Raw genomic sequence first — 22,704 nt, forward strand, 5'->3', positions numbered from 1 at the left:
TATTCTCCTCTCTATTTCTGCTTTTCTGCAACCCTTAATTTCGCTGATCGAGACCGTCTGTTCTCTTCAAGCTCATTTTCCGTTGGTACTATCGGTTTTCGTGTAATCAGTTGTAAAGTGGGTTTGTATTCTTCTGGTATGACCGGCAATCCTGGAGGAAGTTCCGGCCCTGTACTCGCTTTTTTTAGTATATTTTTACACGCACGATCTTCCAGTGAGTGAAACGTGATGACTGCAATACGTCCACCGATGTTTAATAGTTCAATGGAGTCTTTTAGTGCATCTTCGAAGGCGTTCAGTTCATCATTAACCGCAATACGAATGGCCTGAAATGTTCTCTTGGCAGGATGTCCGCCTGTCCTTCTTGCAGGGGCAGGAATTGCGTCCTTTATTATTTCGACAAGTTCTCCGGTTGTTTGAATCTCTTTTTTCTCTCTGGCTGCTTCAATTTTTCGTACGATCTGTTTAGCGAATTTCTCTTCGCCATATCGAGAAATAATCTTCATCAACTCGTTAAACGACCATTCATTAACAATGTCTTTAGCTGTCAGTTCACTGGTCTGATCCATTCGCATATCTAGTTCAGCGTCATGCTGATAGCTGAATCCTCTATCTGCTTCGTCAAGCTGCGGAGATGAGACTCCCAGATCAAAAAGGATTCCATCCACTTTTTGAACGCCCAGGCTGTTCAGCTGCTCTTTTATGTAGCGGAAATTACTGCGAACGATCGTGAACTTTCCTTCATGTTCTTTCAACACCTGCCGTGCATTTTCGATCGCTTTGTCATCTTGATCAAATGCATACAAATGGCCAGTTTCTAATTGGGACAGTATTAGTTCACTATGGCCAGCCCCACCCAACGTACAATCCACATAAATCCCATCAGGTTTAATGTTTAATGCGTCTACTGATTCTTGTTTTAAAACAGTTATATGGTCAAACAATGGAAAATTCCTTTCTGCTGTAAACTTAAGGGTTTATAAATCAAAGTCCATAAGACTCTCTGCAATTTCACCGAAAGAGTCTTCTGATTTTGAGAAATATTCTTCCCAAACGGATTTGCTCCAAATCTCAATTCTATTCGACACACCTATAACTACGCAATCCTTTTCTAGTTTTGCATAATCTCTGAGCGGAGATGCAATGTTCACTCTTCCCTGTTTATCAAGTTGGCATTCAGCTGCTCCAGAAAAGAAAAAACGGGTAAATGCCCGCGCATCCTTTTTAGTAAACGGAAGGGCTTTTAACTTTTCCTCAATAACCTTCCACTCACTTAAAGGATAGCCGAATACACATTGATCCAATCCGCGAGTCAAAATAAACTCTGTGCCCAGTTCTTCACGAAATTTGGAGGGGATGATCATACGTCCTTTTTCATCAATGTTGTGCTGATACTCTCCCATGAACATATGATCACCCCACTTTCTCCCCTAAATCTACCACAACGCTCCACTTTTCACCACTACAAGTATTATTCGTGTACAAAAAAAAAAATCCTGCTGTCTCACAGGATTTTTCCAAAAATATTTTTCATGTTTTAAAGATATATTATTTTATGTTTTTCATTGAATACAAAAGGGTATTCTATTAGGTTTTTAATCAGATATGGACCTTCTTGGTTGATATATTGATAAACGTTCCACACTCTTTCCTGCAACGTTCCGCCTGGTTTAAGATCAAGCATTATTTCATCAAACTCAGCAAGCGGAAGCTTTACTTTTTTTCTCACTCGCTGCTCCATCTTTTGCTCCATATAATTAATTTCCCCAAGAATCCTGTTCAGGTTTTGCTCAGCCACTGGAAGAAGTTTTGAATCTATTTCTTCTGCGAGTTTAACAAGCTGTGTATAAGATTTAATAAAATCGGATCTAACAGCCTCTATTGAACTATTTGTTTCAATCGGCCGGTTTTTATCAAACCATTCCCTTTTATAGTTTTCTATTCCTTCTTCTAAAACCTGCACAGCGTTTAGCTTCTTAGATTCCAGCAGCTGTTGAGTACGCCGTGAAACAAGTGTGACTGATAGCCGAGGCGTCAATATAGGCATTTTTCGGTCAAAGTGATGAAAGACCTTCCCTAATGAAGCCCAATATGAAATTTCTCCAGGTCCTGCAATAAATGATAAGACAGGGAGCAGAAACTCCTGCATGAGGGGGCGTGTCACTACATTGTTGCTGAATTTTTCAGGGTGAAGCGCTGCTTCTGTCATGAGCTCAGCTTCCGAAATTGAAAAGTCTCCTTCCTTTGAAGTAAAACCTTTTTCATCCCGAAAAAGAAGAATGCGTTCATCGTTCTTTGTGAAAAATAAATGAGCATTGTTTTCTTGAACTTCAATTGGGTCCTTAAACCCGCTTTCGTTCAGCAGCTTCGTTTGCGACCTGAACGCGATATCTATATCTTCATTGTTGCGAATCATCATTTCAAGAAAGTCAGTTTGAATTTTTTTAAATTCCGGATCACCTGAATCAAGCAAGATCAGCCCTTCTTCTGAAAACCAGTACGAGAGAAGTTTTGCAAAAAAAGTAACGATAGAATCTGACTGGGAGAGAAAGCGCTCAGTTTGTGCCAGAAAGTCGCTTGTAAAAGCTGTTTCTCCGAACGAACGAAATACTTCCATCAGCCACGGCTTAACTTCCTCAGGATTCCATCTCCAGAGTGAAGCTGACGATTTTACCGCACCGGCTGCTTTTAAAGAAATTTTTTTAGCGGTATCATTCCTTGGTATCATCACATGGTTTATTTCATCCATGTCATGATCTTCACCTGCAATCCAGAATACAGGGGCTACTGGAACGCCAAGTTCTTTTTCTGCTTGTTTGGCCAGTTGAATCGTACTTATACATTTATAGATTACGAGCAACGGACCTGTAAGCAGACCCGCTTGCTGTCCGCCGACAACTGCTAATCCGTCATTGCTTTTTAATTTTTGTATGTTGTCCAGCGTTTTTGCCGATGAACCAATTCTTTGATTGTAAGATGACAAGTAATCTGTCAAATCTTTTCTAGGAAATGGGTGACGCTTCAATTCCCGCTGTCTTTTTGCCCATTCCTCGGGTTTGAAAGGCTCTTTATAATCAAAAAAATGGATAACATCTGAATCTCCACTAGAGTACCTTTCAAGAAATGGTGATAGTTGAAGCTTCATTTCCTCCAGTCTCATTTTTATGTACTTCCTTTCTGCATATCGATTACATCCTTAACGAGTATAGCAAAGAAAATCATCAGATAATAAAAGATTTGCTCTAAGCCGAAAGAATGCGATCGATTATCCCAAATGTCAACAAAGAAAAATACCCTATAGAGAGAAGCAGGAACTGCAAACGCCAGTTCATCCTTATGATTTTTCCGATCGACAGATCCAAATCATTTTTCCAGATGAATAATGTAAATATCAAACATCCTCCAATGAATAACAATATGAGGACCCAATAATAAGAATTTCCCCAAATTTCTACAGTCATTCTTTCAATAGCCAGAAACAAAAAGAATGTTGTAACATCAGTACTGATCTTCAATGCTTTCCGTTTTTTCCTTGTCATTTTATACATACTCATATGAACAATAAAAAATACAATATAAGGTACAGTTATAAAAGTAGCCAAAACCGTACCAATAACATTAGACAATCATTCATCCTCTCCAATCCAATGCTTTTACCGCTTTATACGCAAAATAAGAAAAAGGTGTCTGCACGTTATTATTTCTTGCGTGTTCAATGATTTCACCCGTGATGCTGTCAATTTCAGTCTGTTCTCCACTTTCAATGCTCTTTAGCATAGAAGAACGGTTTAATGATGTATTTCTGCAAAGGATTAGCAAATCCTTCCATAATTCATCTCGTTTATATGTCATTTTTAAGGCCTTAATTGCTTCTTCAAATAGTTCTTTCATAAGAAACAATGCATGTTCATTTTTTATAAGATCACCATTCGGCACTCTCAAAAGGGCTGTTACCGGATTGATGGATGCATTCATGATTAACTTTTGGTAAAGCATTTCTTTCCAATTTCCCTCCACAGTAAGAGGGAATTCTTCACTATGAAGGATTTCAGCCCATTTCAAGTCTGGTTGTCCCCTGAAAGGTGAATATCTAATCCTTCCCTCACCAAGGTGATTGACCGTGGTAAGCCCCTCTTTTCCAGCACCATGCTCAACTGCCCCTACTGCCAGATTTATTTGCGGAAGGCTTTCAAGTAATTTAATATGACTTATACCGTTTTGCAAAAATAAATAAGACACTTCTGCAAAACCCCTCTCACGTAAAAAAGAAAGATCTTGAATCGAAGTTTGCTTTACTGCAACAATACAATATGATTCATTTCCTGCATATTCACCAACAGGAATAGCTGTTACTGCCGAATGATCTTCTATTCCGAATCTGTTTTTATACGTCATTCCATACTTGTTCAGCTGTTCAGCCTGTTTTTTCGACCTTGTATAGATTACAGGCTCATGCTGGTTCCTTTTAAGAAAATAAGAAATTAATAGGCCAATTGCACCTCCGCCAATGACACTGACTTTCATAGTTACCTCCCTGACATTCCATAATCTTAGAATGATTTTACCATATAAAAGAAATTCGATAAAAAAGGGGTCGGCTAAAAAGTAATTAGTGTAGTGAACCTCTGGTCTTTACGGTACGTGTTCTTTTATTTATTACACGTTCGCTCAATAAGGACGAGTTTTCGCTCAAACCATTGCTCGTTTCGCTCAATAAGGGCGAGTTTTCGCTCAAACCAAGCCGCGTTTCGCTCAAACGGCATGGACTTTCACACGAAGACCTCTCATTTTCTCTCCAAAAAGGATATTCTACCTGTAAATAACACATTAGAAGCTTACAGATAAACAGAATTATAAAAGCTGACCACAAAAGGGCATATTTCATGTCCTTTTGGGTCAGCTTCATTGCTTTTACACGGGATATACCGGATGTTTGCGTTCGCTGAATATCATTTCTTTATTTTCATAAAAAGCAAAGCGATTACTCAGTTCATCTCTAAGTGATGATGGTGAAACGATATCATCAATGATCATTTCTGATGCCAGCTTATAGATATCTATATGTTCTTTGTACTCCTGCTGTTTCTGCTGAACGAATTGGATACGTTCTTTCATGTCCTCAATCTCGTTAATTTTATTGGAATAAACTGCATTTACCGCAGCTTCAGGACCCATTACCGCAATTTGCGCTGTCGGAAGTGCTAAACAGCAATCTGGTTCAAAGGCAGGTCCTGCCATTGCATAAAGACCGGCACCGTAAGCTTTACGAACAATAACGGAGATTTTCGGCACCGTCACATCACTCATTGCAGCTATTAATTTTGCTCCGTGTCTAATGATCCCAGCTCTCTCTACTTTCGTACCGATCATAAAGCCCGGTACGTCAGATAAGAAAAGAAGCGGGATGGAAAAAGCATCACACAAAGTAATGAATCTGGCTGCTTTATCAGCGGAATCCACAAACAATACTCCACCTTTAACTTTCGGCTGGTTAGCGATAATCCCAACAGGTTTTCCGTCTATTCGGCCGAATCCTGTAACAATTTCTTGAGCGAACAGTTTTTTCATTTCAAAGAAGCTTCCCTCATCAATAAGTCCGTCGATAAATTCATACATATCAAAAGGCACGTTTTGATTCTCAGGAACAATCTCTTCAAGCTCTCTTCCCGGCTTTGGAGAAACCGCTTTTGCAGCTGGTGCTTTCTGTTTATAGTTGCCCGGAAAATATGAAAGATAACGACGAGCCTCTTGGATTGCTTCTGTTTCATCAGCTGTTAAAACATCGCCGCATCCGCTTACAGAACAATGCATCCGTGCTCCGCCCATTTCTTCAAGTGTTACTTTTTCTCCGATAACTTTTTCAGCCATCCGAGGACTTCCTAAATACATAGACGCATTTTGATCAACCATGATAACCACGTCACAAAATGCTGGGATGTATGCTCCGCCAGCAGCTGAAGGTCCGAACAAAATACAGATCTGCGGGATCATCCCTGACATCTTCACTTGGTTATAAAAGATCTTGCCTGCACCTCTGCGGTTTGGAAACATATCGATTTGGTCCGTAATCCGCGCTCCAGCGGAGTCTACCAGATAAAGCATCGGTACTTTGAGCTTTTGCGCTGTTTCTTGAATACGGATGATTTTCTCAACCGTACGCGCACCCCAAGATCCCGCTTTTACAGTGGAGTCATTCGCCATGACACAAACCGTTTTCCCGCCTATCTTACCTATAGCCGTTACAACACCATCTGCCGGCAGATCACCAGCCTGGTTGTTAGCAAACTTCGCATCCTCTACTGAATACTCGCTGTTATCGAACAATTGCTTAAGACGGTCACGTACAAACATTTTATTTTGAGCACTGTTTTTCTCATGATATTTTTGCGCGCCGCCAGCCTCGATTTGTTCTATTTTTTCTTTTAGCTGATTTTCTAATTTTGCTACCATTATGCATGTACCTCCTTTAAGAGAGTGAGCGCTCGCTCAGAATGTAGGCAAACCTTATTTTAAAGTAACTAAAACGTCTCCTTCGTTGACAAAATCCCCTGATGCAAACTTGATGCTATCAACAGTCCCTGCATCCGCAGCGCCTACCGGAATCTCCATTTTCATAGATTCCAGGATGATAACTGTTTGACCTGCAGTTACTTCATCACCTTCACTTACTAGTACTTGCCATACTGTGCCTGCCATAGATGCTGTAATTTCTTTCATGATTATCTCTCCTTTTATTTTACGGTTTACTAACTGATCGCTTGCTTAAGAAATTTGTAGTGTACTCGCCTTTTACAAATCCTTCTTCTTCTAGAAGCTGCTGAAAAAGAGGTACGTTCGTTTTGAGGCCATTTATTTGGATCGTCTTAAAGAAATTTGCTGCAGTTTGAAGACATCCAGCACGATTGGAATCGCTTACAATAATCTTCGCGATCATCGGGTCATAAAATGGTGTAACCTGGTTTCCGCTTTCATAACCTGCATCAATTCTTACATTTTCTATTTTCGGCCAAACCATTTCTTCAATTTTTCCTGGTGAAGGGAAGAACGTCACTGGATCTTCAGCATATAATCTGAATTCAATGGCATGCCCTTTACTTATAATTTCATCTTGTAAAAGGGGTAATGCTTCACCTTGAGCAATCTGAATCTGCCATCTTACTAAATCAAGACCTGTTATACTTTCTGTTACAGGATGCTCAACCTGAAGACGCGTGTTCATTTCTAAGAAATAAAAGTCACCATTCTCACTAACAACGAACTCAACAGTACCTGCATTTACGTAGTTTACAGCTTTCGCAGATTCCACTGCAGCTTCTGTAATTTTTGAGCGCAGACTTTCTGTTAAAAACGGTGAAGGAGTTTCTTCTACTACTTTTTGGTTTCGTCGCTGGATGCTGCAATCGCGCTCGTACAAGTGAACGATATTGCCAAATGTGTCCCCCATGATCTGGACTTCAATATGCCTTGCGTTTTCTATGCATTTTTCTATAAACATTCTTCCAGACCCAAAATAGTTCTTTGCACGCTGCTGCGAAGATACGAAGTGCTTGTACAGATCCTCTTTATTTTCGCATTTAACCATTCCGATTCCGCCCCCGCCGCTGCTTGCTTTCAGCATGACCGGATAGCCGATCTGCTCGGCAAGTTTAACGCCTTCTTCAACATCCTCTATGGGTTCAATTGTTCCTGGAACGATAGGAACACCGGCTTGTTGCATCGTTTTACGGGCCATAATTTTGTCGCCCATCCATTCAATGGTTTTAGGAGAGGGACCAATAAATTTAATGCCCGCTTCCTCTATTTTTTTAGCAAACTCATCATTTTCAGAAAGAAGACCATAACCCGGGTGAATAGCATCCACCTTATGTTCTATGGCAGCTTTTAGAATGACTTCAGTCTGTAAATACGACTTGGCAACCGGGGACTCTCCAATATGTATTGCCTCATCAGCAGCTTTTACAAAAGGGAGGTCTTTGTCTGCATCAGAATAAACGGCTACTGTTTCAATATTCATTTCTTTACACGTCTGAATAATTCGAAGTGCAATTTCTCCACGATTAGCAATTAATATTTTTTTCATATATATCCTCCTTCCTGTTGTCAACATTACCTTTTTCGACAAAATCGTGCTTTTTCCTCTTTTGAAAGCGCAAACTAAATGAATATTTTATTTTTAAAGAATTTTTAGCATAATTAGTATATACTATAACTATAGAGAAAAGTACAGAATGACTGGGGGAGAGAAGATGTTACAGTATGAAGTGAAAAAGTTATTAGTTAACTATAAAACGTTAGAAGAGTTTAAACAGTTCAAGGAATATGGCGTACAAGAACTGTCAATGCTCGAGGATCTTCAAGAAAATATGATCGAAAATGACAGCGAGTCCCCATTCTATGGAATATATTATGGTGATAAGCTGGTTGCCCGAATGAGTTTGTATCAAATTGAGGCTGCGTACGATCAATATTTTGATCCTCCTCAGGATTACTTAGAATTATGGAAGCTTGAAGTACTTCCTCATCACCAGACAAAAGGGCTTGGGAGAGCACTTGTAGAATTTGCAAAAACCTTCAACTTGCCTATTAAGACAAATGGAAGACAGCAATCAAGCGGTTTTTGGGAGAAAATGGGCTTTGAAGCAGTAACTTATAATAAAGACCGTGACCGCGGACAGAATCCTTATGTATGGTATCCAACAGGTGTCAGCGAACAGCGTCTTGCATAATAAAGAAAACTTGGCTGACAACAAGCTCTATCCGTCAGCTTTGTTTAATAACTTAAACTTTATTCCTAAACTTATAAATTCTTAAAGTGCAAAAAAGATGGCCTCTGCCATCTTTTTTTTAATTTCTTACAGGAACTTCGGTTAACTTTCTGGCTCTTTCCATGATTTGGAGTACATCTTGATAATCACGGCATACATTTTCATACTCTTTATTGATCTTATCAAGCTTATTCTTTAAATTTCCATTCTCTTTTTTTATATTTGCCAGCCTTGCGAGAAGTGCTTTATTTTCTGCTTCTAAATTTTTAGCAGACGGCCCTTCTGATTGAAGCTGCTGCAAGAATACTATAATTTCATTAAGCGAGAGTGTTTTCTCACCATCATACCTGCTGTAAACATTATTGCTGTTCAATGATAAAGGATTGTCCTGCAAGTCAGTAGCTTGCTGTTTTCCTTTTCTTTTATTGCGTTCTTTTCTTACTTTTTTTGCTTCAGCAATTGCTTTTTCATATTGCTTGCGTATAAGTGAGTTCCAGCGAAACCCGCACGCTGCAGGAGTTCTTGTCAGCTTCTCCCCCACTTCTTCAAATGCAACAAGCTGTGTACTGCCTTCGCGTATGTGCCTGAGTGTAACTTCTGCAAGAATCGCATCTTCGTCTTTTGTCCAGGCATCCTGGCGCAAATTGGTCATTATGATCCCCCCATTTTAGTGGTTTGTATTATGAATATGCTAGTGTTAGAAAAGATAGACTTTTTATTCTACTAAAATGAGGGGGATAAACTTATTTCTTTAAAAATGCTTCTACTCTTTTATGGTGTTCATCAGAAGCCCAAAGTTGTGCACACCTTTTAATTTCATCTTGTACATTTTGTTTAATCCTTTTTTGATCGTACCTTTGAAGCTGCAAGGTTTTATAAGAAGTTATGACGCCTAGCGGCTGAGTGGTATAGCGCTGAATATATCTTTCTGTTTCCTTTTTGCTGTTTCCTTTAATCACATATTGAATGAATCCCCGGTCCATACCTTGCTTTGCCGTAACGGGAGATGAGCTGTATAAAAGATCCATCGCTTCTGACTGACCAATTCGCTCTAAAAGGTAGCTGCCTCCGCCCCATCCTGTCGTGATTCCCAGTTTCCCCTGTATAAAACCGACTTTTGCTTCAGCACGCGCCAGCCTGATATCACATGCCGAAGCTATCTCACAGCCTCCTCCAACCGCTGAACCATTTATCAAAGCTACAGTTGGTTTTGGGAAGAAAAACAATTCGTCCAGTACCCTGCCCATTTTAGAGAGCATGCCAAAAGCCTCTTGTTCTGTTTTTAACGAATGAAAAGCACTTAAATCTCCCCCGGAGCAAAATGCATGTGTTCCTGCACCTGTAATAACAAGAACTTTGATATCATCATCCATTTTTGCTGTATTCAAAAGCGACGATAGTTTTTCCATCACTTCAAAATTAACTGCATTTCTTACAGAAGGACGATTTAACGTGATCCATCCGATATTATTTTCTTTATGCCATAGTACAGGTTGTTCTGCCATCCTTACACCTCCAATAAAAGAAAGCGCTACTATTTATGTATATGAAAAAACAGGAAGCATAAAGCTCCCTGTTTTTCATTACTTGCTTACTACTTCTTTTCCTTTGTAAGATCCACACTCACGACAAACACGGTGAGATAACTTGTATTCTCCGCACTGTGGACACTTTACCATACCAGGCATGGAAAGCTTATAGTGTGTACGACGCTTCGCTTGGCGAGTTTGTGATGTTCTGCGAAAAGGTACTGCCATTTTGTATCCACCTCCTTAAAGGTCTTGAAAGAATCATTATAACCTATTCTTTCATTCATTGTCTTTGTCAAAAAAATTAGCTAGACCAGCCAAACGCGGGTCAACCCTGTTTTGACGGTCTTCCTCCGTTATCCTTTGCCAGCCTTTTCCCTCTTTGGGAGCAGGACCTTCTGTCACATCACCAGCCGTTATTTTCAACGGCTTTTCAAGCAAAATATGCTCTTCGATGACAGGGAGAAGATCAACGTAATGTCCTTCGACTTTATGAAGGCTTTCTTCATCTTCAAATTCCGTATAGTTCGGGTCGAAAATGAAAATTTCCGTCGTTTTTACCGAAAATGGAAATTCCACATCCACCAATGTGTTAGCACATGGCAACACCATTGTTCCTTTTATGGTCAAATAAAAAGTGGCTTTTTGTTGAGTAACATCTGCATGTCCTTCTACGAAGACAGGATCAATGCTTCTGATCTCCGGGTCTTTTTCCATCACACCGCTCGCATCAACATTTTGTTCAAACGTTAACGGTTTACGGTAAAAATTTTTTAATTCCTGTAGTGACCATTTCATGTCTTTATCACCTCAAGGCAACAGTAGTAATTATATCGGTCAAAATATAAAATGTCAATATTATATCTTTACAGTGATGCTTTTGATTTTAACCTGTTTTTAGTACAATGTAAACGTAAAAGATTTAAGGTCTGTCAAGGGAGTGGACATATTGAGAGCTACCGGTGTTGTTGTAGAATATAACCCTTTTCACAATGGGCATTATTATCATTTGCAGGAATCAAAAAAAGTAACACAAGCTGACTGTATGATCGCTGTTATGAGTGGAAACTTTCTTCAGAGGGGCGAACCTGCACTTCTTTCTAAATGGAAAAGAACAAAAATGGCTCTTTTAGGCGGAGCTGACCTTGTGATCGAACTTCCTTACGCTTTTGCTACAAGCCATGCACCTCGTTTTGCTTTTGGAAGCATCTTTTTGCTTCAGTCGGCAGGAGCTGAATCATTCTGCTTTGGAAGCGAATCTGGAGATGTCTCTGTCTTTAATGACACTCATGATATGGTTAGTTCTCAAAATAGGAAATACCAAACACACGTTAGTGAATTTATGTCACAAGGGCTCTCCTATCCTGCAGCTGCAGCCAAGGCATATGAATTATTGGATCTCCCGGTTGGACTTGATTTAAGTAAACCTAACAATATTTTAGGATTTGAATACATTCGTGCGGGACGGGAGCTCGGGTCTATAATAAAGCCACTTACCATAAAACGTAAAAATGCCGATTATCATGATGTCGTACTTGGAAAAGGTGACATTGCGAGCGCTACTGCTATCCGCGAAGCTGTATTCTCTCATGATATCGGTAAAGCTGAAAACTACATGCCTTCCTTTACTATTGAGATTCTTAAAGATGAACAAAGCATAAAAGGTAAGTTAATGAACTGGGAACAATTCTACCCTTTGCTTCGTTACCAACTATTATCTTCAAGTCCTGCTGAAATAAACAGTTTTTATGAAGTAGAAGAAGGTTTAGAATACAGAATGATTGAAGCAATGAAGGCTTCTGACAGTTTTCAATCCTTTATGACTCGGTTAAAAACGAAGAGATATACATGGACAAGACTTCAGCGCGCATGTCTTCATGTGCTGAATAAAATCCATAAAGAAGATATGCACCGAATTCTTGATTCACCTCCTGCTTATCTACGCGTCTTAGGGATGACGGAAACAGGACGGGAGTATCTCAGTCATGTAAAAAAATCAATAGACCTTCCTTTGGTGACGACTTTTTCAAAACATGATTTTGAAGGATTGAAGATGGAAGCGAAAACGTCTCTTGTGTATGCCCAAGGAGCCTCGTTTAACAGACTAGAAGCCGAGAAGGAAGAGTACAATACTCCGCCGGTGATGGTGAAGTAAGAACGATCATAAATTCCGTATGGCGATCATAAATTCCGTATGGCGATCATAAATTCCGTATGGCGATCATAAATTCCGTATGGCGATCATAAATTCCGTATGGCGATCGTTTAGTAAGGATAAATCCTGCTAAACGATCGCCAAATTTTTCTTTGTCATTAAAAATAGGATGCAGAACCATCATTCGGTTTCTGCATCCTTCTATTTTAATTGCTTTTTTCTAAAAGATTTGTTTTAAGAACTTCTTTGTGAAAACACTTCGTCGACTAGTTGATTGGAGCGTAAGGTGCGAGACTCCTGCGGAAGCAGCTTGCCAGCTACCTGAGTGTTCTTCTCGCAAGGCATGCGACAAGGAAGTTCGCTTCGCTGCTGTTTTTCTTATAGACGCAGGAGCAGTACTTCTTATATCTTTTTACCGAGGCTCTCCGCACGCCCCACGGAAAGCGGGCATCCTGGACCGGAAATCAACCACTTTTAATAGCAATAAACAACCTTGTAAATTCAAAGCTTCTCTAGATACTCCAGAGCATCATCTAAAGTCTTTACAGGTACGATTTTCATCTTCGAACCGATATCTTTTTGAGCTTTTACAGCATCACGGTAATTATTGCCCGCTACGGGTGCAAAGAAAATTTCTGCTCCAGCATCATCCGCTGCCACGATCTTCTGCTGAATGCCTCCGATTGGACCTACATTTTTCTGAAGATCCATCGTACCTGTTCCCGCTATTTTCTTACCATGCGTCAGATCCTTATCATTTAATTGATCCATGATCTCAAGTGTAAACATAAGTCCTGCAGATGGTCCCCCGATTTGCGAAGTATCGATTTTAATTTTTGGGTCAGTAGAAATAGATACATCTGCTACAGGTGAAGTTATACCAAGTCCTGCTTTCGGGCCTTCGTCCTGAATATATTTTTTAGGGAACTCTTCAATGTTTAAGGCTATATCCATCTTTTTATCACCGCGTAAAATGGTCAAGTCTACTTTGTCGCCTGCTTTTTTAGGACTCAATACTTCAAGCAGTCTTTTAGTTTCCATAACTGCTTTATGGTCAACTGCTACAATCTTATCTCCTATTTTTAATTTTTCTTCTGCCGGCATGCCTGACATGATACCTGTTACATAAACGCCATGGTATTCGATATCTACTTTTTTTCCGGCTTCTTGATACGCGACGATAGTGGCTGCATGCTGTGAATCCTCCATCATTTGCAGCTGTCTCTGGTTATATTCTTCATCTGTTTCATCTTCGCTTCTTATTTGGTCGGCAGGAATTACTTCCCGGTAATCACTAAATTTTGCCCATATGTATTGAGGGATATTTGCTGTTCCGATTGAAACGGTGGTCAGCATAAATTCCCCTTTATCCTCATCTCCACCTTCAACATGGATAATGGGATCTAACAGCCTTGCATCCCCTGGAGAAGTTATGTAATAAGGAAGGGGATAAAATGCAATAAATGCAAATGCGATTAAAAATAAAATAACAAATTTATTTTGTGAGAAAAAGTTTTTCTTTTTCTCATCCTTATTGATGGTCATCAGATGACTCCTTCCACTTCTTAATCATTTCTAATATTTTCGGTACTTGTTTACTTCCTGCTTCCTCTCCTATAGCAATAATATCATTAATGTCTTTAAAGGCAGTTGAGCTGAACTGTTCTACCATCGGCCGAATCATGATATCAGCCGATACCTCGTGCCATCTCACCATTTCGCGCTGCATGATATCAATACTTTGGATGATTACATCGAAGATTGAGGATACTTCATGTTCTGCCTTGAAATGAGAAATATCCACCGCAATCACCAAATCTGCTCCCATCTCACGAACGACCGACACAGGCACCCGGTCGATAACACCGCCATCAACCAGCAGCTTTCCATCTATTTTTTCCGGTACCATTATTCCCGGAATGGAAATGCTTGCCCTTACAGCATCAGCAATGGGACCCGTTCTGAACACTACTTTTTCACCAAGCAGCAAGTCAGTAGCTACGATTGCCAATGGAATTTCTGTTTGATCTATATGCTTTTGCTTCGTTAGCAGCTTGATTAATTCTTTAATCTTTTTTCCTGTTATAAATCCCATTTTGGGAACGGTGTAGTCCATATAATACTTGCGTTTAAAAAGTGTCGCCATTCTATAAAGATTCTCATCACTTTGACCGATGGACACCATCGCTCCAACCAGAGCCCCCATACTGCTTCCTGCAACCATATCGATGGGAATACCAGCTTCCCTTAATGCTTTTACTACACCAAGATGCGCAAAGCCTCTGGCACCGCCAGAACCTAGAGCAAGTCCGATTTTGGGTTCTTTCATCTTTGCTCCTCCTTTGGAAGCATCGTCTTTTTTTAACATATGGTCTAAAGAGAATGGCTATACGTATAAATAAGGATGAGGACAAGTTAGCAGTGCGTAATTTTTTGGTGAGAGGAGAACTCCCCTTATGAATAAAGCGTATTTAAAATCCTTTATCATGGCAGCTTCAGCAATCATTATCGCTTTCTCTATTATTATATACCCAAAAGAAACGTATATGGCATCAGTAACCGGTCTCAAAATGTGGTGGGATGTAGTCTTCCCTTCTCTTATGCCATTTTTCATCTTATCTGAGGTCTTAATGGGGTTTGGTGTCGTACATCTTATTGGTGTCCTTTTCGAGCCTCTCATGCGGCCATTATTCCGTGTCCCTGGTTCTGGTGGATTCGTTTGGGCGATGGGGATCTCATCAGGATTTCCAGCAGGAGCAAAATTAACTGCCCGTTTGTGGCACCAAAAACAGATTTCAACCGTTGAAGCAGAACGTCTTGTATCTTTTACAAACTGCTCCAATCCCTTATTTATGTTCAGTGCGATTGCAGTTGGCTTTTTTCATAATGCGGCTATAGGTATCGTGCTTGCAGCCAGCCATTATCTAGGTAATTTTCTTGTTGGATTAATCATGAGATATCACGGCTGGAAAAAAGACGAAAGAACACAAACCGAATATCGGGGCAAAGGAATTAAAAACGCATTTAAACACATGCATGAGGCAAGGCTTGCTGACAATCGCCCAATCGGACAATTACTTGGAGATGCCGTACAGCAATCGACTAAAACCCTGCTGATGATCGGCGGATTCATTATACTTTTTTCCGTATTAAGCCGGATGATGGATCTTCTTCATGTTGCAGAATTGCTCTCAAAGCTGATTAGCTATATTTTCATTTTATTTTCCCTTTCTGAAACATTAAGCCTTCCATTAATCAAAGGAATATTTGAAATTACGCTTGGAAGTAATTTAACAAGTCTTGCACAATCCTCTGTTCTGCAGCAGGCTGCGATCACAAGTTTCATACTGGCTTTCAGCGGTTTTTCTGTTCAGGCTCAGGTTGCCAGTATACTAGCAGACACTGATATTAAGTTTAAACCCTTTTTCATTGCAAGAATAATACACGGATTTTTGTCAGCCTTTATTTGTGTTTTAGTATTCCCTTATTTGTATCACGCTAAAAGTGGAGCCGCTCCTGCATTTTCCTTTATTACCGAAAAAAGCGAAGACCTTGGAAAGATCGGTATGGCAGCACTTGCCCACAGTCATTATGTAACGTTAGGATTCTTGCTTCTGTCCATTTTTTTGTGGCATCGCAATATTATGAAGAAAAACAGCCTCCGCTTTTAACGGGGGCTGTTATATTTTTCTTTAAGAGCTTCCTCTACTACTTCTGGTACAAGATCAGAAACATTGGCATGGTACTTCGCTGCTTCTTTTACAATACTTGAACTTAAGAAGGAGTACTGATTATTTGTCATCATAAAAAATGTTTCGACTTCATCATCCAGTTTTTTATTAATCGAAGCTATTTTCATTTCATATTCAAAATCTGAAACAGCCCGAAGTCCTCTTAAGATCACATTGGCTCCGATACTTTTCACATAATCAATCAAAAGACCGTTAAATGAGTCTACTTTTACATTCGGAAATTTCTTTGTAACTTCTTTTAATAGAGCTATTCTTTCGTCGACAGTAAATAAAGGATCCTTGCTCTGGTTATTGGCTACTACTACAATTACTTCGTCGAACACGTTCGCACCGCGTTTAATAATGTCCAAATGTCCTCGTGTAACAGGATCAAAGCTTCCAGGACATACAGCAGTCGTTGGCATAATCTTCACCTCTTATTCTCTTAATCGCGCCTAAAAATAGAAATTATTGTTGTTTTTCCGTAAGTCTCCTGTCTAATCCGATGAAAATTTCCAATCTGCTCAGGCAGTGAAACATCAGTTCCATGTTCGGCCACTATGCTTCCTTCATTTGCAAGCAGTTCAAGATTATCTATGTCCTCCATATCTTTAATCAGCATTTGTTTTGCATAGGGGGGATCCAGAAAGATCATATCGAATTGTATCTCTCTTTTGTGAAGCGCTTTCAATGCTCGTTTAGCATCATTTCTGAAAACCTCAGTTTTTTCCTCATAGTTGCATTGTTTAACATTTTCTTTAATAGTATGTATCGCTTTTTGGTCTTTATCGATAAAAATAAAATGGTCCATTCCCCGGCTTAGTGCCTCAAGTCCAAGGCCGCCGCTTCCACCATATAGATCAAGACCTGTTCCTCCCTCAAAAAAAGGACCGATCATGTTAAAAATGGATTCCTTAATTTTATCAGTAGTCGGTCTCGTATTTGTTCCCGGAACTGCCTTGAGTGGTCTTCCTTTGCATTCTCCTGCTATTACTCTCACAATTTTTCACCTGATTCTTTTATCCTTTTTTCCATTACCTATCCTATCACAAGTAATCACGTAATCAAACAATCAAATCTTTCACTAATAAGTATAGAGCAAAATAAATGCGGTCATACTACATATAACAACATCACGAACGATGTTGTTGCCAACCGCGGAGAAGACTTACTCCCCATAAGTTCTTCATCCGGTTTCTCCTCTCCCATCGCCTTTGAACAGAAGTGATTTTGTTTTAAAGGCAGCCTGCAGCGATTGCTGCAGGTTTTTTTTCGTGTACATCCCTTTATATCGATCTTTTGATATGCTACATTGAGGAAGGAGAAAGGAGCATTACGAACATGATTCAACGATTTATTGAGCTTGGTGAAGGGTATTCTGACTTATATGAGCTATTTGAAATTATGGAAACAAATAAAGAAAGAGTTTCACAGCTATTATGTTTACGGTTAAAAAAAGAGGACAAAGAATATGCATCAGTTGTAGCGGTTCTTAATCCTGCATCAGAAGGCAAATTTCAGCCCCTGTACATATGCCGTGAAGGAATTCCGATCCCTTCTAAACGCTACAGCCTATTTGAAGCAAAAGCAGCTGAGATCAACAAGGATATTATTTCTTTTGACGTGAAGCCATCAACAGATTTCGCTGAAACTGAGCTTTATTTTCATTACTTAATCGGTATTTTAAGACTTAATTATTTAATTCCACCATTAATGTAAAAAAAACAGGCAGCAGCTTGATAGCTTAGCTTGCCTGTTTTTAAATACCCATCTTATAATCATATTCTTTTGCTTTATCAGCAATCTTGCTTTCATATTCTGTTTTAATTTCTTGTTTATATGATTTCTTCACTTCTTTTACAAAATGCAACGATTCAAGCTTAGCCGCAATCTCGTCAGCTTTGTTGCCGTCACAATACAAAACGGCATATTTAAATCTTCTAGAAACATAATGAACGTTTCCGTAGCGCCGCAGCTGCTTTGAGAATTTAAGAGAATGAAGAAAAACAGAAAGTCCACGACGGTTACCAATCATAACATAAGCCCCTTTTGTTAAAATGAATTCATACTTATAAATGACACACATTCATGAAAATAGCGTGATCATATATTTAAAACTGATAACGGATAGGATGTGATGTACGATGGACTTAAATACGATATGGGAAGATTTTTTTTATCACATCCAGCCAGACCCGGATGTAATCCATATTGAAAAAAAATTAATGGCTGGAATTCCCTTTGTTTATGTATCCGTTGTTCCGCAAACATCACTAGAAACCGCAACAAACATTTTAAAGAAACATGCTGTAAAGTCGATGAAAGGAAAACGGCTTACGCTTGAAATAAACTTTGTAAGATCAGAAGAAAATCTATACGTTTTCCGTATGCGTTTCCTTGTTCCGCAAGAAAAAATGTTCTGCTGCGGCAACTTGTGTTTTGATTGTATCAGATTAAGAAATATCTAAAATGCTTATGCACAACCGCATGAGCCGCCAGAGCCACAGCCTCCGCTGCACGAACTTTCGTCAAAAAACGGATTGCCAGTCGGCACCTTAATTTGCTCAGAAACACTTTGTGCAATAATTCTGCTGCATTCAATAAGAAGCTGTTCAAGTTCTTTTTCAGCTTTCTTAAAATTTGCTATGTTCTCATGAAAATCAAGCTCCCGTTTTAGCGTTCGAACTTGAGCAGATACCTTATGAAAATCAGGATGATATTTACCAAACCTCTGAACTTCTTCATACTTCTCCTTCATTTCAGCAAAGCGCGCAATCATTTCCTGAGCCTGTATATCTTGCTCCAATATATATTTTGATCTTTTATATTCTAATGCAACGCTGGAATTTGAAACCATTTCTGCTAAAGTTAATGTTTCGTCCAGCAATACAACTTGATCTAAACTCATACAGCCACCTCCTTTTAGGTATGAGGTTACCTTTTCATTATAGCGGATAATGAATCTAGTTAAAAGCACAGCCGCCTATTCCATAGAAATAAAAAAACCCTTCTGGCAGAAGAGTCAGCGAATATGTACGTAGATATTTTTGTTTAAACCATAATTTGAACCGTCTTTTTTCTTTAATTGGAGCGTAATCTTATGTTTTCCCTGGTTCATATTTTTTAAGATGAAAATGGATTGATTTACATTCATCTTCCATTTTCCATTTACAAATACAGCGATATAACCGTCCATATCATTTGTTTTCTTATTAACACTGCCCTGAAATGAGAATCTTGGGATAATATTTTCAACATAGATCCTCTTCTTTTTTACGTGATAGTTAACGGACCAGTCTTTATCCATTATTGAGTAGGCTGCTGATGCCTCAATTGCCTTAAGCTCTTGTTCTTGGCTTTGTTGTTCTTTATGGGAACCAGTATAGGTTATCCCAATTAGAATTAACAAAATAAGAATTAAGATTGAACCAGAAGCTAGCAGACTTCTTCTATTTTTATTCATAAAAAAACCACTCCTTATAGGAATAGTTTTTTCCAATTTCAATTAAATTATCCCTTTTAAAGAGGATTCACCCCATCAGGCATCGGCGGGTTAAATCCTTCTTGAGGCATCACATCTTCAGGTTTATCCTCACCCATCATAGAGATTAACTCCATCAGCAAACCAAAGTTCTGCAGCTGCTGATGAAAACGATCGACTCTCTGGCCAAAGGTACGCCCATAGAATACCTTTGCCGCTTCCTCCAGTTCCGCCACAGAAAAAGGATTGCGGCTTAATTTTCTATACCATTCCGGCTTCTCTCTAATATAGTACTTAAGATCAGGTCTAGTATTTAAATAATCCTGGATTTCTCTTCGCACACCGCTCACATCCTTTTAATCTTTGTAAGAAGGATAATCATTTCGTTTATTTTCCGGCAGCTGGTTTGGTCTGTCAGACTGATTGTTAAAGTGCTGTAAAAGTTCTTGTACCGCATCCATCACACTGCCAAATTGGGATAAGTATTTTTGAACATCATTGATCTGAAGGTTGCTTAACCCGGCAATAATATCGCCGATCGTTAGTTCAGCTCTCATTTTTTGAGATGATGAAGATCTTTTGTCTTTCTGTTTTTTCTTGTCTTTTGAATACTGATTCCAGCTTTCATGTTCTTCTCCTAATACAATCCAATCCTGATAAACTTCCTTCCAGGGCCGTTTATTTTTCTTAACTTCTTTAATTAATTCAGGATGTTTATGAACAAATTCCTTAAAGCTTTCTATATCAGTCTTTACCACAGAATCCACCCCCAGCCGTCCACTGACGAATCATGTTTTACTACATGATACATAAAAGCCCATAAATTGGTGCGCCCATTTTTTTAAAAATTTCAAAGATGATTCTGTTTACTTTATTCCATTGAGCCTAAAAAGGTACAATAAAAATAAAAAGATTGAAGGAGTGCACCTATGGAAATTCACGAGGAATTAAAAGACTTTATTGAGGAGAGCAGTGAACAAGAAAAAGAAGCATTGAAACTATTTTTAAACAGTTTGAAAACAAAACGGGAGAAATCAAATCTTACACATATAGCTTCTTTATTGCAATTTGAAACAAACCAGATTGATGACAGAACGCTTGAAATAACGATGCCTAATTCACTTATACTCGATAATTCAATCGGAATTGTACATGGAGGACTGACAGCAACTCTTCTCGATACAGCCCTAGGTACACTGGCAAGCAGAGTTCCCGGAAACAAAAAAGGAGCAGTTACCGTCGAATTAAAAGTTGATTTTCTCTCGCCTGGTGTTGGGGAGAAATTTATTTGCCATGCTCAAGTCGTTCATAACGGCCGTCAGTTAGTCAGGATGGAAGGCAAAGTAAGGAATGAAAAAGGAGCATTAATCGCTTCAGCAACCGGGACATTCTTTAAACTTCCAGATGAAAAGTAGTGGATTAAAACGAAAGAGCTGACTCGTTTAAGTCAGCTCCTCTTTATTCCGCTGGAATGAGAAAGTTTTGTGTATAATATTTCTTATAAACGCCTACACCTAAATGAGTATATTCATTGTTCAGCAATGTTTTCCTGTGTCCCTCGCTGTTCATCCATCCTTCAACAGCTGCTATGCCATCTGTATAGTTTGCAGCGATGTTTTCTCCTGCTTGCAAGAAGCTGACATTGCCTTTTTGCAGCCGATCTGAAAGAGTTCTTCCATCTTTGCTTTCATGAGAAAAATATTGCTGCTCATTCATATCTTTTGAATGTAAGAAAGCAACTTCAGACGTACTTTCTTCCCATTGAAGAGGAATTTTATTATTTTTCAATCTGATAATATTAGTCAGTTCAAAAATTTGGTGTTCTTCAGAATTATCAATTTTTGCTTGATCTTCCTCAGAAAGTTTTTCATCAGCAGGAAGTTCTCCCCTATAGACAATCGAGTAGGGTCTTTGTATTAATAAAATTTCCGAAGTGACATACCTTACACTGGATAATTGATTCGTAAATTTATCAAAGTACAATTGAACCCAAACATCATTTCCAACTTTAATGAGTGGTCTCAGCAATATTTCTTGTTCAGAGAGCTCAAACCTGAAAAATTCTTCTCCTTCATTTATTGTGATATCGCTTTTTATCTCATATTTCTGAATGATACTGTTTGAAGAATTCCCGATGGTGAATGGCTGTGTATTTAGTTCCGATCCAATCGCAAATAGGGTAACCACTTTTCCTTCCAGCACCCCAGCCTGAAGATATCCTTTCGGGCTTTTGCTTCCATAAATAAACCAGTCATAACCATAAGCAGAAGGATCTATTCTGTCAGGTTCTCCCCATTGTTTCTTAAAGGATTCAATGTCTTTACCCATCCAATTTGATAAGGCATCATCCGGGATTCTTAAAGGCTCTTCTATGTATTCTAGTTTTGTTTCAGAAGGTTCTTTTTCGAGTGAAAGTTCTGGTAATACATCATAAAAAAACAAACCAATCAAGATAAGTATAGATAGAAAAAAAGTAACCAAACCGCGCATATAGGTTCCCCCTGTGTCTTTCATCTACTAATATTTTAGCACATAGAGAAAAGATATGGATTACAGGGATTATAAAATATGAAAAGCGCCATCAAAAGATGACGCTTTTTCCAAGCAATTATTGTAATTGATCCCTCTGTTCTGAAACCTCCGATAAAGCGTGTCCTGCAGCATTATCGCTTTGTTTATTAAGTGAAAGGTCACCAAGGGATACTATTCCAACCAGCTTGTTGTTCTCAACAATTGGCAGTCTTCTTATTTGTTTATCAGCCATAAGTTCAGCAGCTTCTTGTACACTCATATCCGGTGTTCCCGTATACAAATCTTCACTCATAATATCCGTAACTTGGGTAGAACCCGGACGTTTTTCCGCAACTCCTCTAACCACGATATCACGGTCTGTGATCACACCGATGACCTGGTCATTCTCACACACTGGAATTACACCTACATTATCTTGTTTCATTTTTAAAGCCACTTCGTAAACATTGTCTAAAGGAGTAACAAAGTCTACATTTCTCGTCATAATCTCGCTTATTTTTTTCATTTTAAA

Annotated in this window: 30 protein-coding genes; 6 read left to right on the plus strand and 24 right to left on the minus strand. The window is 39.0% G+C overall.

Going from position 1 to position 22,704, the window contains the following annotated elements; all coding sequences use genetic code 11:
- Positions 1 to 11 precede the first annotated feature (11 nt).
- The 8 genes from rsmH to M3196_RS11455 form a co-directional block, all read right to left on the minus strand.
- On the minus strand, positions 12 to 944 hold the full coding sequence (gene rsmH / locus M3196_RS11420) for a 16S rRNA (cytosine(1402)-N(4))-methyltransferase RsmH (protein WP_251322426.1): 933 nt from the start codon (positions 942 to 944) through the stop codon (positions 12 to 14).
- Between the two features lie 33 nt (positions 945 to 977).
- Entirely contained in the window at positions 978 to 1,409 is a 432-nt protein-coding gene (gene mraZ, locus M3196_RS11425) for a division/cell wall cluster transcriptional repressor MraZ (RefSeq protein WP_251322427.1), read from the minus strand.
- A 128-nt stretch (positions 1,410 to 1,537) separates the two neighbouring features.
- Positions 1,538 to 3,160: a bacillithiol biosynthesis cysteine-adding enzyme BshC gene (bshC, locus tag M3196_RS11430; protein WP_251322428.1), complete on the minus strand. Its 1,623-nt coding sequence runs from the start codon at positions 3,158 to 3,160 to the stop codon at positions 1,538 to 1,540.
- 82 nt (positions 3,161 to 3,242) lie between these two features.
- Entirely contained in the window at positions 3,243 to 3,626 is a 384-nt protein-coding gene (locus M3196_RS11435; RefSeq protein WP_251322429.1) for a DUF3397 domain-containing protein, read from the minus strand.
- A gap of 4 nt (positions 3,627 to 3,630) precedes the next feature.
- Positions 3,631 to 4,524, minus strand: a complete 894-nt coding sequence (locus tag M3196_RS11440) for a ketopantoate reductase family protein (protein ID WP_251322430.1) — start codon at positions 4,522 to 4,524, stop codon at positions 3,631 to 3,633.
- Between the two features lie 387 nt (positions 4,525 to 4,911).
- On the minus strand, positions 4,912 to 6,450 hold the full coding sequence (locus M3196_RS11445; RefSeq protein ID WP_251322431.1) for an acyl-CoA carboxylase subunit beta: 1,539 nt from the start codon (positions 6,448 to 6,450) through the stop codon (positions 4,912 to 4,914).
- Between the two features lie 54 nt (positions 6,451 to 6,504).
- On the minus strand, positions 6,505 to 6,717 hold the full coding sequence (locus tag M3196_RS11450; protein ID WP_251322432.1) for an acetyl-CoA carboxylase biotin carboxyl carrier protein subunit: 213 nt from the start codon (positions 6,715 to 6,717) through the stop codon (positions 6,505 to 6,507).
- A 19-nt stretch (positions 6,718 to 6,736) separates the two neighbouring features.
- Positions 6,737 to 8,080, minus strand: coding sequence for an acetyl-CoA carboxylase biotin carboxylase subunit (locus M3196_RS11455; protein ID WP_251322433.1), 1,344 nt, complete (start codon positions 8,078 to 8,080; stop codon positions 6,737 to 6,739).
- Between the two features lie 166 nt (positions 8,081 to 8,246).
- Between M3196_RS11455 and M3196_RS11460 the strand changes: the two genes are divergently transcribed.
- A complete protein-coding gene (locus tag M3196_RS11460) occupies positions 8,247 to 8,726 on the plus strand; it encodes an N-acetyltransferase (RefSeq protein WP_251322434.1) in 480 nt (159 codons plus the stop codon).
- Positions 8,727 to 8,844: 118 nt separating this feature from the next.
- Here M3196_RS11460 and M3196_RS11465 read toward each other — a convergent pair whose 3' ends face one another.
- The 4 genes from M3196_RS11465 to M3196_RS11480 form a co-directional block, all read right to left on the minus strand.
- Entirely contained in the window at positions 8,845 to 9,417 is a 573-nt protein-coding gene (locus tag M3196_RS11465; protein WP_251322435.1) for an RsfA family transcriptional regulator, read from the minus strand.
- Between the two features lie 91 nt (positions 9,418 to 9,508).
- Positions 9,509 to 10,270: an enoyl-CoA hydratase/isomerase family protein gene (locus M3196_RS11470; protein ID WP_251322436.1), complete on the minus strand. Its 762-nt coding sequence runs from the start codon at positions 10,268 to 10,270 to the stop codon at positions 9,509 to 9,511.
- A 78-nt stretch (positions 10,271 to 10,348) separates the two neighbouring features.
- Positions 10,349 to 10,522, minus strand: a complete 174-nt coding sequence (rpmF, locus tag M3196_RS11475) for a 50S ribosomal protein L32 (protein ID WP_066240492.1) — start codon at positions 10,520 to 10,522, stop codon at positions 10,349 to 10,351.
- 51 nt (positions 10,523 to 10,573) lie between these two features.
- The gene (locus M3196_RS11480; protein ID WP_251322437.1) at positions 10,574 to 11,092 is read right to left on the minus strand and encodes a YceD family protein; all 519 of its coding nucleotides are present in this window, start codon (positions 11,090 to 11,092) and stop codon (positions 10,574 to 10,576) included.
- Between the two features lie 151 nt (positions 11,093 to 11,243).
- Here M3196_RS11480 and M3196_RS11485 point away from each other — a divergent pair, with 151 nt between their 5' ends.
- Positions 11,244 to 12,449, plus strand: a complete 1,206-nt coding sequence (locus M3196_RS11485; protein ID WP_251322438.1) for a nucleotidyltransferase — start codon at positions 11,244 to 11,246, stop codon at positions 12,447 to 12,449.
- 46 nt (positions 12,450 to 12,495) lie between these two features.
- On the opposite strand, the gene M3196_RS11490 is transcribed toward M3196_RS11485, so the two are convergent.
- From M3196_RS11490 to M3196_RS11500, 3 genes are all read right to left on the minus strand, one after another.
- Complete coding sequence (locus M3196_RS11490) at positions 12,496 to 12,633, minus strand: hypothetical protein (protein WP_251322439.1); 138 nt, start codon at positions 12,631 to 12,633, stop codon at positions 12,496 to 12,498.
- 317 nt (positions 12,634 to 12,950) lie between these two features.
- On the minus strand, positions 12,951 to 13,994 hold the full coding sequence (locus M3196_RS11495; protein WP_251322440.1) for a SepM family pheromone-processing serine protease: 1,044 nt from the start codon (positions 13,992 to 13,994) through the stop codon (positions 12,951 to 12,953).
- Positions 13,981 to 14,778 (minus strand): patatin-like phospholipase family protein, encoded by a 798-nt coding sequence (locus M3196_RS11500; protein ID WP_251322441.1) that lies wholly within the window; start codon positions 14,776 to 14,778, stop codon positions 13,981 to 13,983. Before M3196_RS11500 ends, M3196_RS11495 begins: the two co-directional genes overlap by 14 nt.
- A gap of 127 nt (positions 14,779 to 14,905) precedes the next feature.
- On the opposite strand from M3196_RS11500, the gene ylbJ reads away from it, so the two are divergent.
- Positions 14,906 to 16,120 (plus strand): sporulation integral membrane protein YlbJ, encoded by a 1,215-nt coding sequence (ylbJ, locus tag M3196_RS11505; protein WP_251322442.1) that lies wholly within the window; start codon positions 14,906 to 14,908, stop codon positions 16,118 to 16,120.
- Here the strand turns inward: ylbJ and coaD are convergent.
- Together coaD and rsmD are read right to left on the minus strand one after the other, a co-directional pair.
- On the minus strand, positions 16,117 to 16,605 hold the full coding sequence (gene coaD, locus M3196_RS11510; protein WP_251322443.1) for a pantetheine-phosphate adenylyltransferase: 489 nt from the start codon (positions 16,603 to 16,605) through the stop codon (positions 16,117 to 16,119). The two genes, ylbJ and coaD, sit on opposite strands and share 4 nt — an antisense overlap.
- A 20-nt stretch (positions 16,606 to 16,625) precedes the next feature.
- Positions 16,626 to 17,180: a 16S rRNA (guanine(966)-N(2))-methyltransferase RsmD gene (gene rsmD, locus M3196_RS11515; RefSeq protein ID WP_251322444.1), complete on the minus strand. Its 555-nt coding sequence runs from the start codon at positions 17,178 to 17,180 to the stop codon at positions 16,626 to 16,628.
- A 341-nt stretch (positions 17,181 to 17,521) separates the two neighbouring features.
- Between rsmD and M3196_RS11520 the strand changes: the two genes are divergently transcribed.
- Positions 17,522 to 17,899 carry a DUF7147 family protein gene (locus tag M3196_RS11520; RefSeq protein ID WP_251322445.1) on the plus strand — a complete coding sequence of 126 codons (378 nt, stop codon included), beginning with the start codon at positions 17,522 to 17,524 and terminating at the stop codon, positions 17,897 to 17,899.
- A gap of 40 nt (positions 17,900 to 17,939) precedes the next feature.
- Here M3196_RS11520 and M3196_RS11525 read toward each other — a convergent pair whose 3' ends face one another.
- The gene (locus M3196_RS11525; RefSeq protein WP_251322446.1) at positions 17,940 to 18,215 is read right to left on the minus strand and encodes a YlbG family protein; all 276 of its coding nucleotides are present in this window, start codon (positions 18,213 to 18,215) and stop codon (positions 17,940 to 17,942) included.
- A gap of 109 nt (positions 18,216 to 18,324) precedes the next feature.
- Between M3196_RS11525 and M3196_RS11530 the strand changes: the two genes are divergently transcribed.
- Entirely contained in the window at positions 18,325 to 18,648 is a 324-nt protein-coding gene (locus M3196_RS11530) for a hypothetical protein (protein ID WP_251322447.1), read from the plus strand.
- A gap of 5 nt (positions 18,649 to 18,653) precedes the next feature.
- Here M3196_RS11530 and M3196_RS11535 read toward each other — a convergent pair whose 3' ends face one another.
- The 4 genes from M3196_RS11535 to ylbD form a co-directional block, all read right to left on the minus strand.
- A complete protein-coding gene (locus tag M3196_RS11535) occupies positions 18,654 to 19,088 on the minus strand; it encodes a YlbF family regulator (RefSeq protein ID WP_251322448.1) in 435 nt (144 codons plus the stop codon).
- Positions 19,089 to 19,202: 114 nt separating this feature from the next.
- Positions 19,203 to 19,643: a hypothetical protein gene (locus M3196_RS11540; protein WP_251322449.1), complete on the minus strand. Its 441-nt coding sequence runs from the start codon at positions 19,641 to 19,643 to the stop codon at positions 19,203 to 19,205.
- A gap of 56 nt (positions 19,644 to 19,699) precedes the next feature.
- Positions 19,700 to 20,002: a YlbE-like family protein gene (locus M3196_RS11545; protein ID WP_251322450.1), complete on the minus strand. Its 303-nt coding sequence runs from the start codon at positions 20,000 to 20,002 to the stop codon at positions 19,700 to 19,702.
- 15 nt (positions 20,003 to 20,017) lie between these two features.
- Positions 20,018 to 20,419, minus strand: coding sequence for a YlbD family protein (ylbD, locus tag M3196_RS11550; RefSeq protein ID WP_251322451.1), 402 nt, complete (start codon positions 20,417 to 20,419; stop codon positions 20,018 to 20,020).
- A 171-nt stretch (positions 20,420 to 20,590) separates the two neighbouring features.
- Between ylbD and M3196_RS11555 the strand changes: the two genes are divergently transcribed.
- Positions 20,591 to 21,076, plus strand: coding sequence for a PaaI family thioesterase (locus tag M3196_RS11555; protein WP_251322452.1), 486 nt, complete (start codon positions 20,591 to 20,593; stop codon positions 21,074 to 21,076).
- 43 nt (positions 21,077 to 21,119) lie between these two features.
- Here M3196_RS11555 and M3196_RS11560 read toward each other — a convergent pair whose 3' ends face one another.
- Positions 21,120 to 22,151: a CAP domain-containing protein gene (locus tag M3196_RS11560; RefSeq protein WP_251322453.1), complete on the minus strand. Its 1,032-nt coding sequence runs from the start codon at positions 22,149 to 22,151 to the stop codon at positions 21,120 to 21,122.
- A 118-nt stretch (positions 22,152 to 22,269) separates the two neighbouring features.
- Entirely contained in the window at positions 22,270 to 22,698 is a 429-nt protein-coding gene (locus tag M3196_RS11565; RefSeq protein ID WP_251322454.1) for a CBS domain-containing protein, read from the minus strand.
- Between the last annotated feature and the right edge of the window lie 6 nt (positions 22,699 to 22,704).

The organism is Fictibacillus nanhaiensis (assembly GCF_023715445.1).
GTDB classification, from domain to species: domain Bacteria; phylum Bacillota; class Bacilli; order Bacillales; family Fictibacillaceae; genus Fictibacillus; species Fictibacillus nanhaiensis_D.

Coding starts and splice junctions, on each gene's coding strand:
- mraZ (WP_251322427.1), bottom strand. CDS start 1,409: ATGTTCATGGGAGAGTATCAGCACAACATTGATGAAAAAGGACGTATG.
- bshC (WP_251322428.1), bottom strand. CDS start 3,160: ATGAGACTGGAGGAAATGAAGCTTCAACTATCACCATTTCTTGAAAGG.
- M3196_RS11440 (WP_251322430.1), bottom strand. CDS start 4,524: ATGAAAGTCAGTGTCATTGGCGGAGGTGCAATTGGCCTATTAATTTCT.
- M3196_RS11445 (WP_251322431.1), bottom strand. CDS start 6,450: ATGGTAGCAAAATTAGAAAATCAGCTAAAAGAAAAAATAGAACAAATC.
- M3196_RS11450 (WP_251322432.1), bottom strand. CDS start 6,717: ATGAAAGAAATTACAGCATCTATGGCAGGCACAGTATGGCAAGTACTA.
- M3196_RS11455 (WP_251322433.1), bottom strand. CDS start 8,080: ATGAAAAAAATATTAATTGCTAATCGTGGAGAAATTGCACTTCGAATT.
- M3196_RS11460 (WP_251322434.1), top strand. CDS start 8,247: ATGTTACAGTATGAAGTGAAAAAGTTATTAGTTAACTATAAAACGTTA.
- M3196_RS11465 (WP_251322435.1), bottom strand. CDS start 9,417: ATGACCAATTTGCGCCAGGATGCCTGGACAAAAGACGAAGATGCGATT.
- M3196_RS11470 (WP_251322436.1), bottom strand. CDS start 10,270: ATGGCAGAACAACCTGTACTATGGCATAAAGAAAATAATATCGGATGG.
- rpmF (WP_066240492.1), bottom strand. CDS start 10,522: ATGGCAGTACCTTTTCGCAGAACATCACAAACTCGCCAAGCGAAGCGT.
- M3196_RS11480 (WP_251322437.1), bottom strand. CDS start 11,092: ATGAAATGGTCACTACAGGAATTAAAAAATTTTTACCGTAAACCGTTA.
- M3196_RS11490 (WP_251322439.1), bottom strand. CDS start 12,633: ATGATGGTTCTGCATCCTATTTTTAATGACAAAGAAAAATTTGGCGAT.
- M3196_RS11495 (WP_251322440.1), bottom strand. CDS start 13,994: ATGACCATCAATAAGGATGAGAAAAAGAAAAACTTTTTCTCACAAAAT.
- M3196_RS11500 (WP_251322441.1), bottom strand. CDS start 14,778: ATGAAAGAACCCAAAATCGGACTTGCTCTAGGTTCTGGCGGTGCCAGA.
- ylbJ (WP_251322442.1), top strand. CDS start 14,906: ATGAATAAAGCGTATTTAAAATCCTTTATCATGGCAGCTTCAGCAATC.
- coaD (WP_251322443.1), bottom strand. CDS start 16,605: ATGCCAACGACTGCTGTATGTCCTGGAAGCTTTGATCCTGTTACACGA.
- M3196_RS11520 (WP_251322445.1), top strand. CDS start 17,522: ATGATTCAACGATTTATTGAGCTTGGTGAAGGGTATTCTGACTTATAT.
- M3196_RS11525 (WP_251322446.1), bottom strand. CDS start 18,215: ATGATTGGTAACCGTCGTGGACTTTCTGTTTTTCTTCATTCTCTTAAA.
- M3196_RS11530 (WP_251322447.1), top strand. CDS start 18,325: ATGGACTTAAATACGATATGGGAAGATTTTTTTTATCACATCCAGCCA.
- M3196_RS11535 (WP_251322448.1), bottom strand. CDS start 19,088: ATGAGTTTAGATCAAGTTGTATTGCTGGACGAAACATTAACTTTAGCA.
- M3196_RS11540 (WP_251322449.1), bottom strand. CDS start 19,643: ATGAATAAAAATAGAAGAAGTCTGCTAGCTTCTGGTTCAATCTTAATT.
- M3196_RS11555 (WP_251322452.1), top strand. CDS start 20,591: ATGGAAATTCACGAGGAATTAAAAGACTTTATTGAGGAGAGCAGTGAA.
- M3196_RS11560 (WP_251322453.1), bottom strand. CDS start 22,151: ATGCGCGGTTTGGTTACTTTTTTTCTATCTATACTTATCTTGATTGGT.
- M3196_RS11565 (WP_251322454.1), bottom strand. CDS start 22,698: ATGAAAAAAATAAGCGAGATTATGACGAGAAATGTAGACTTTGTTACT.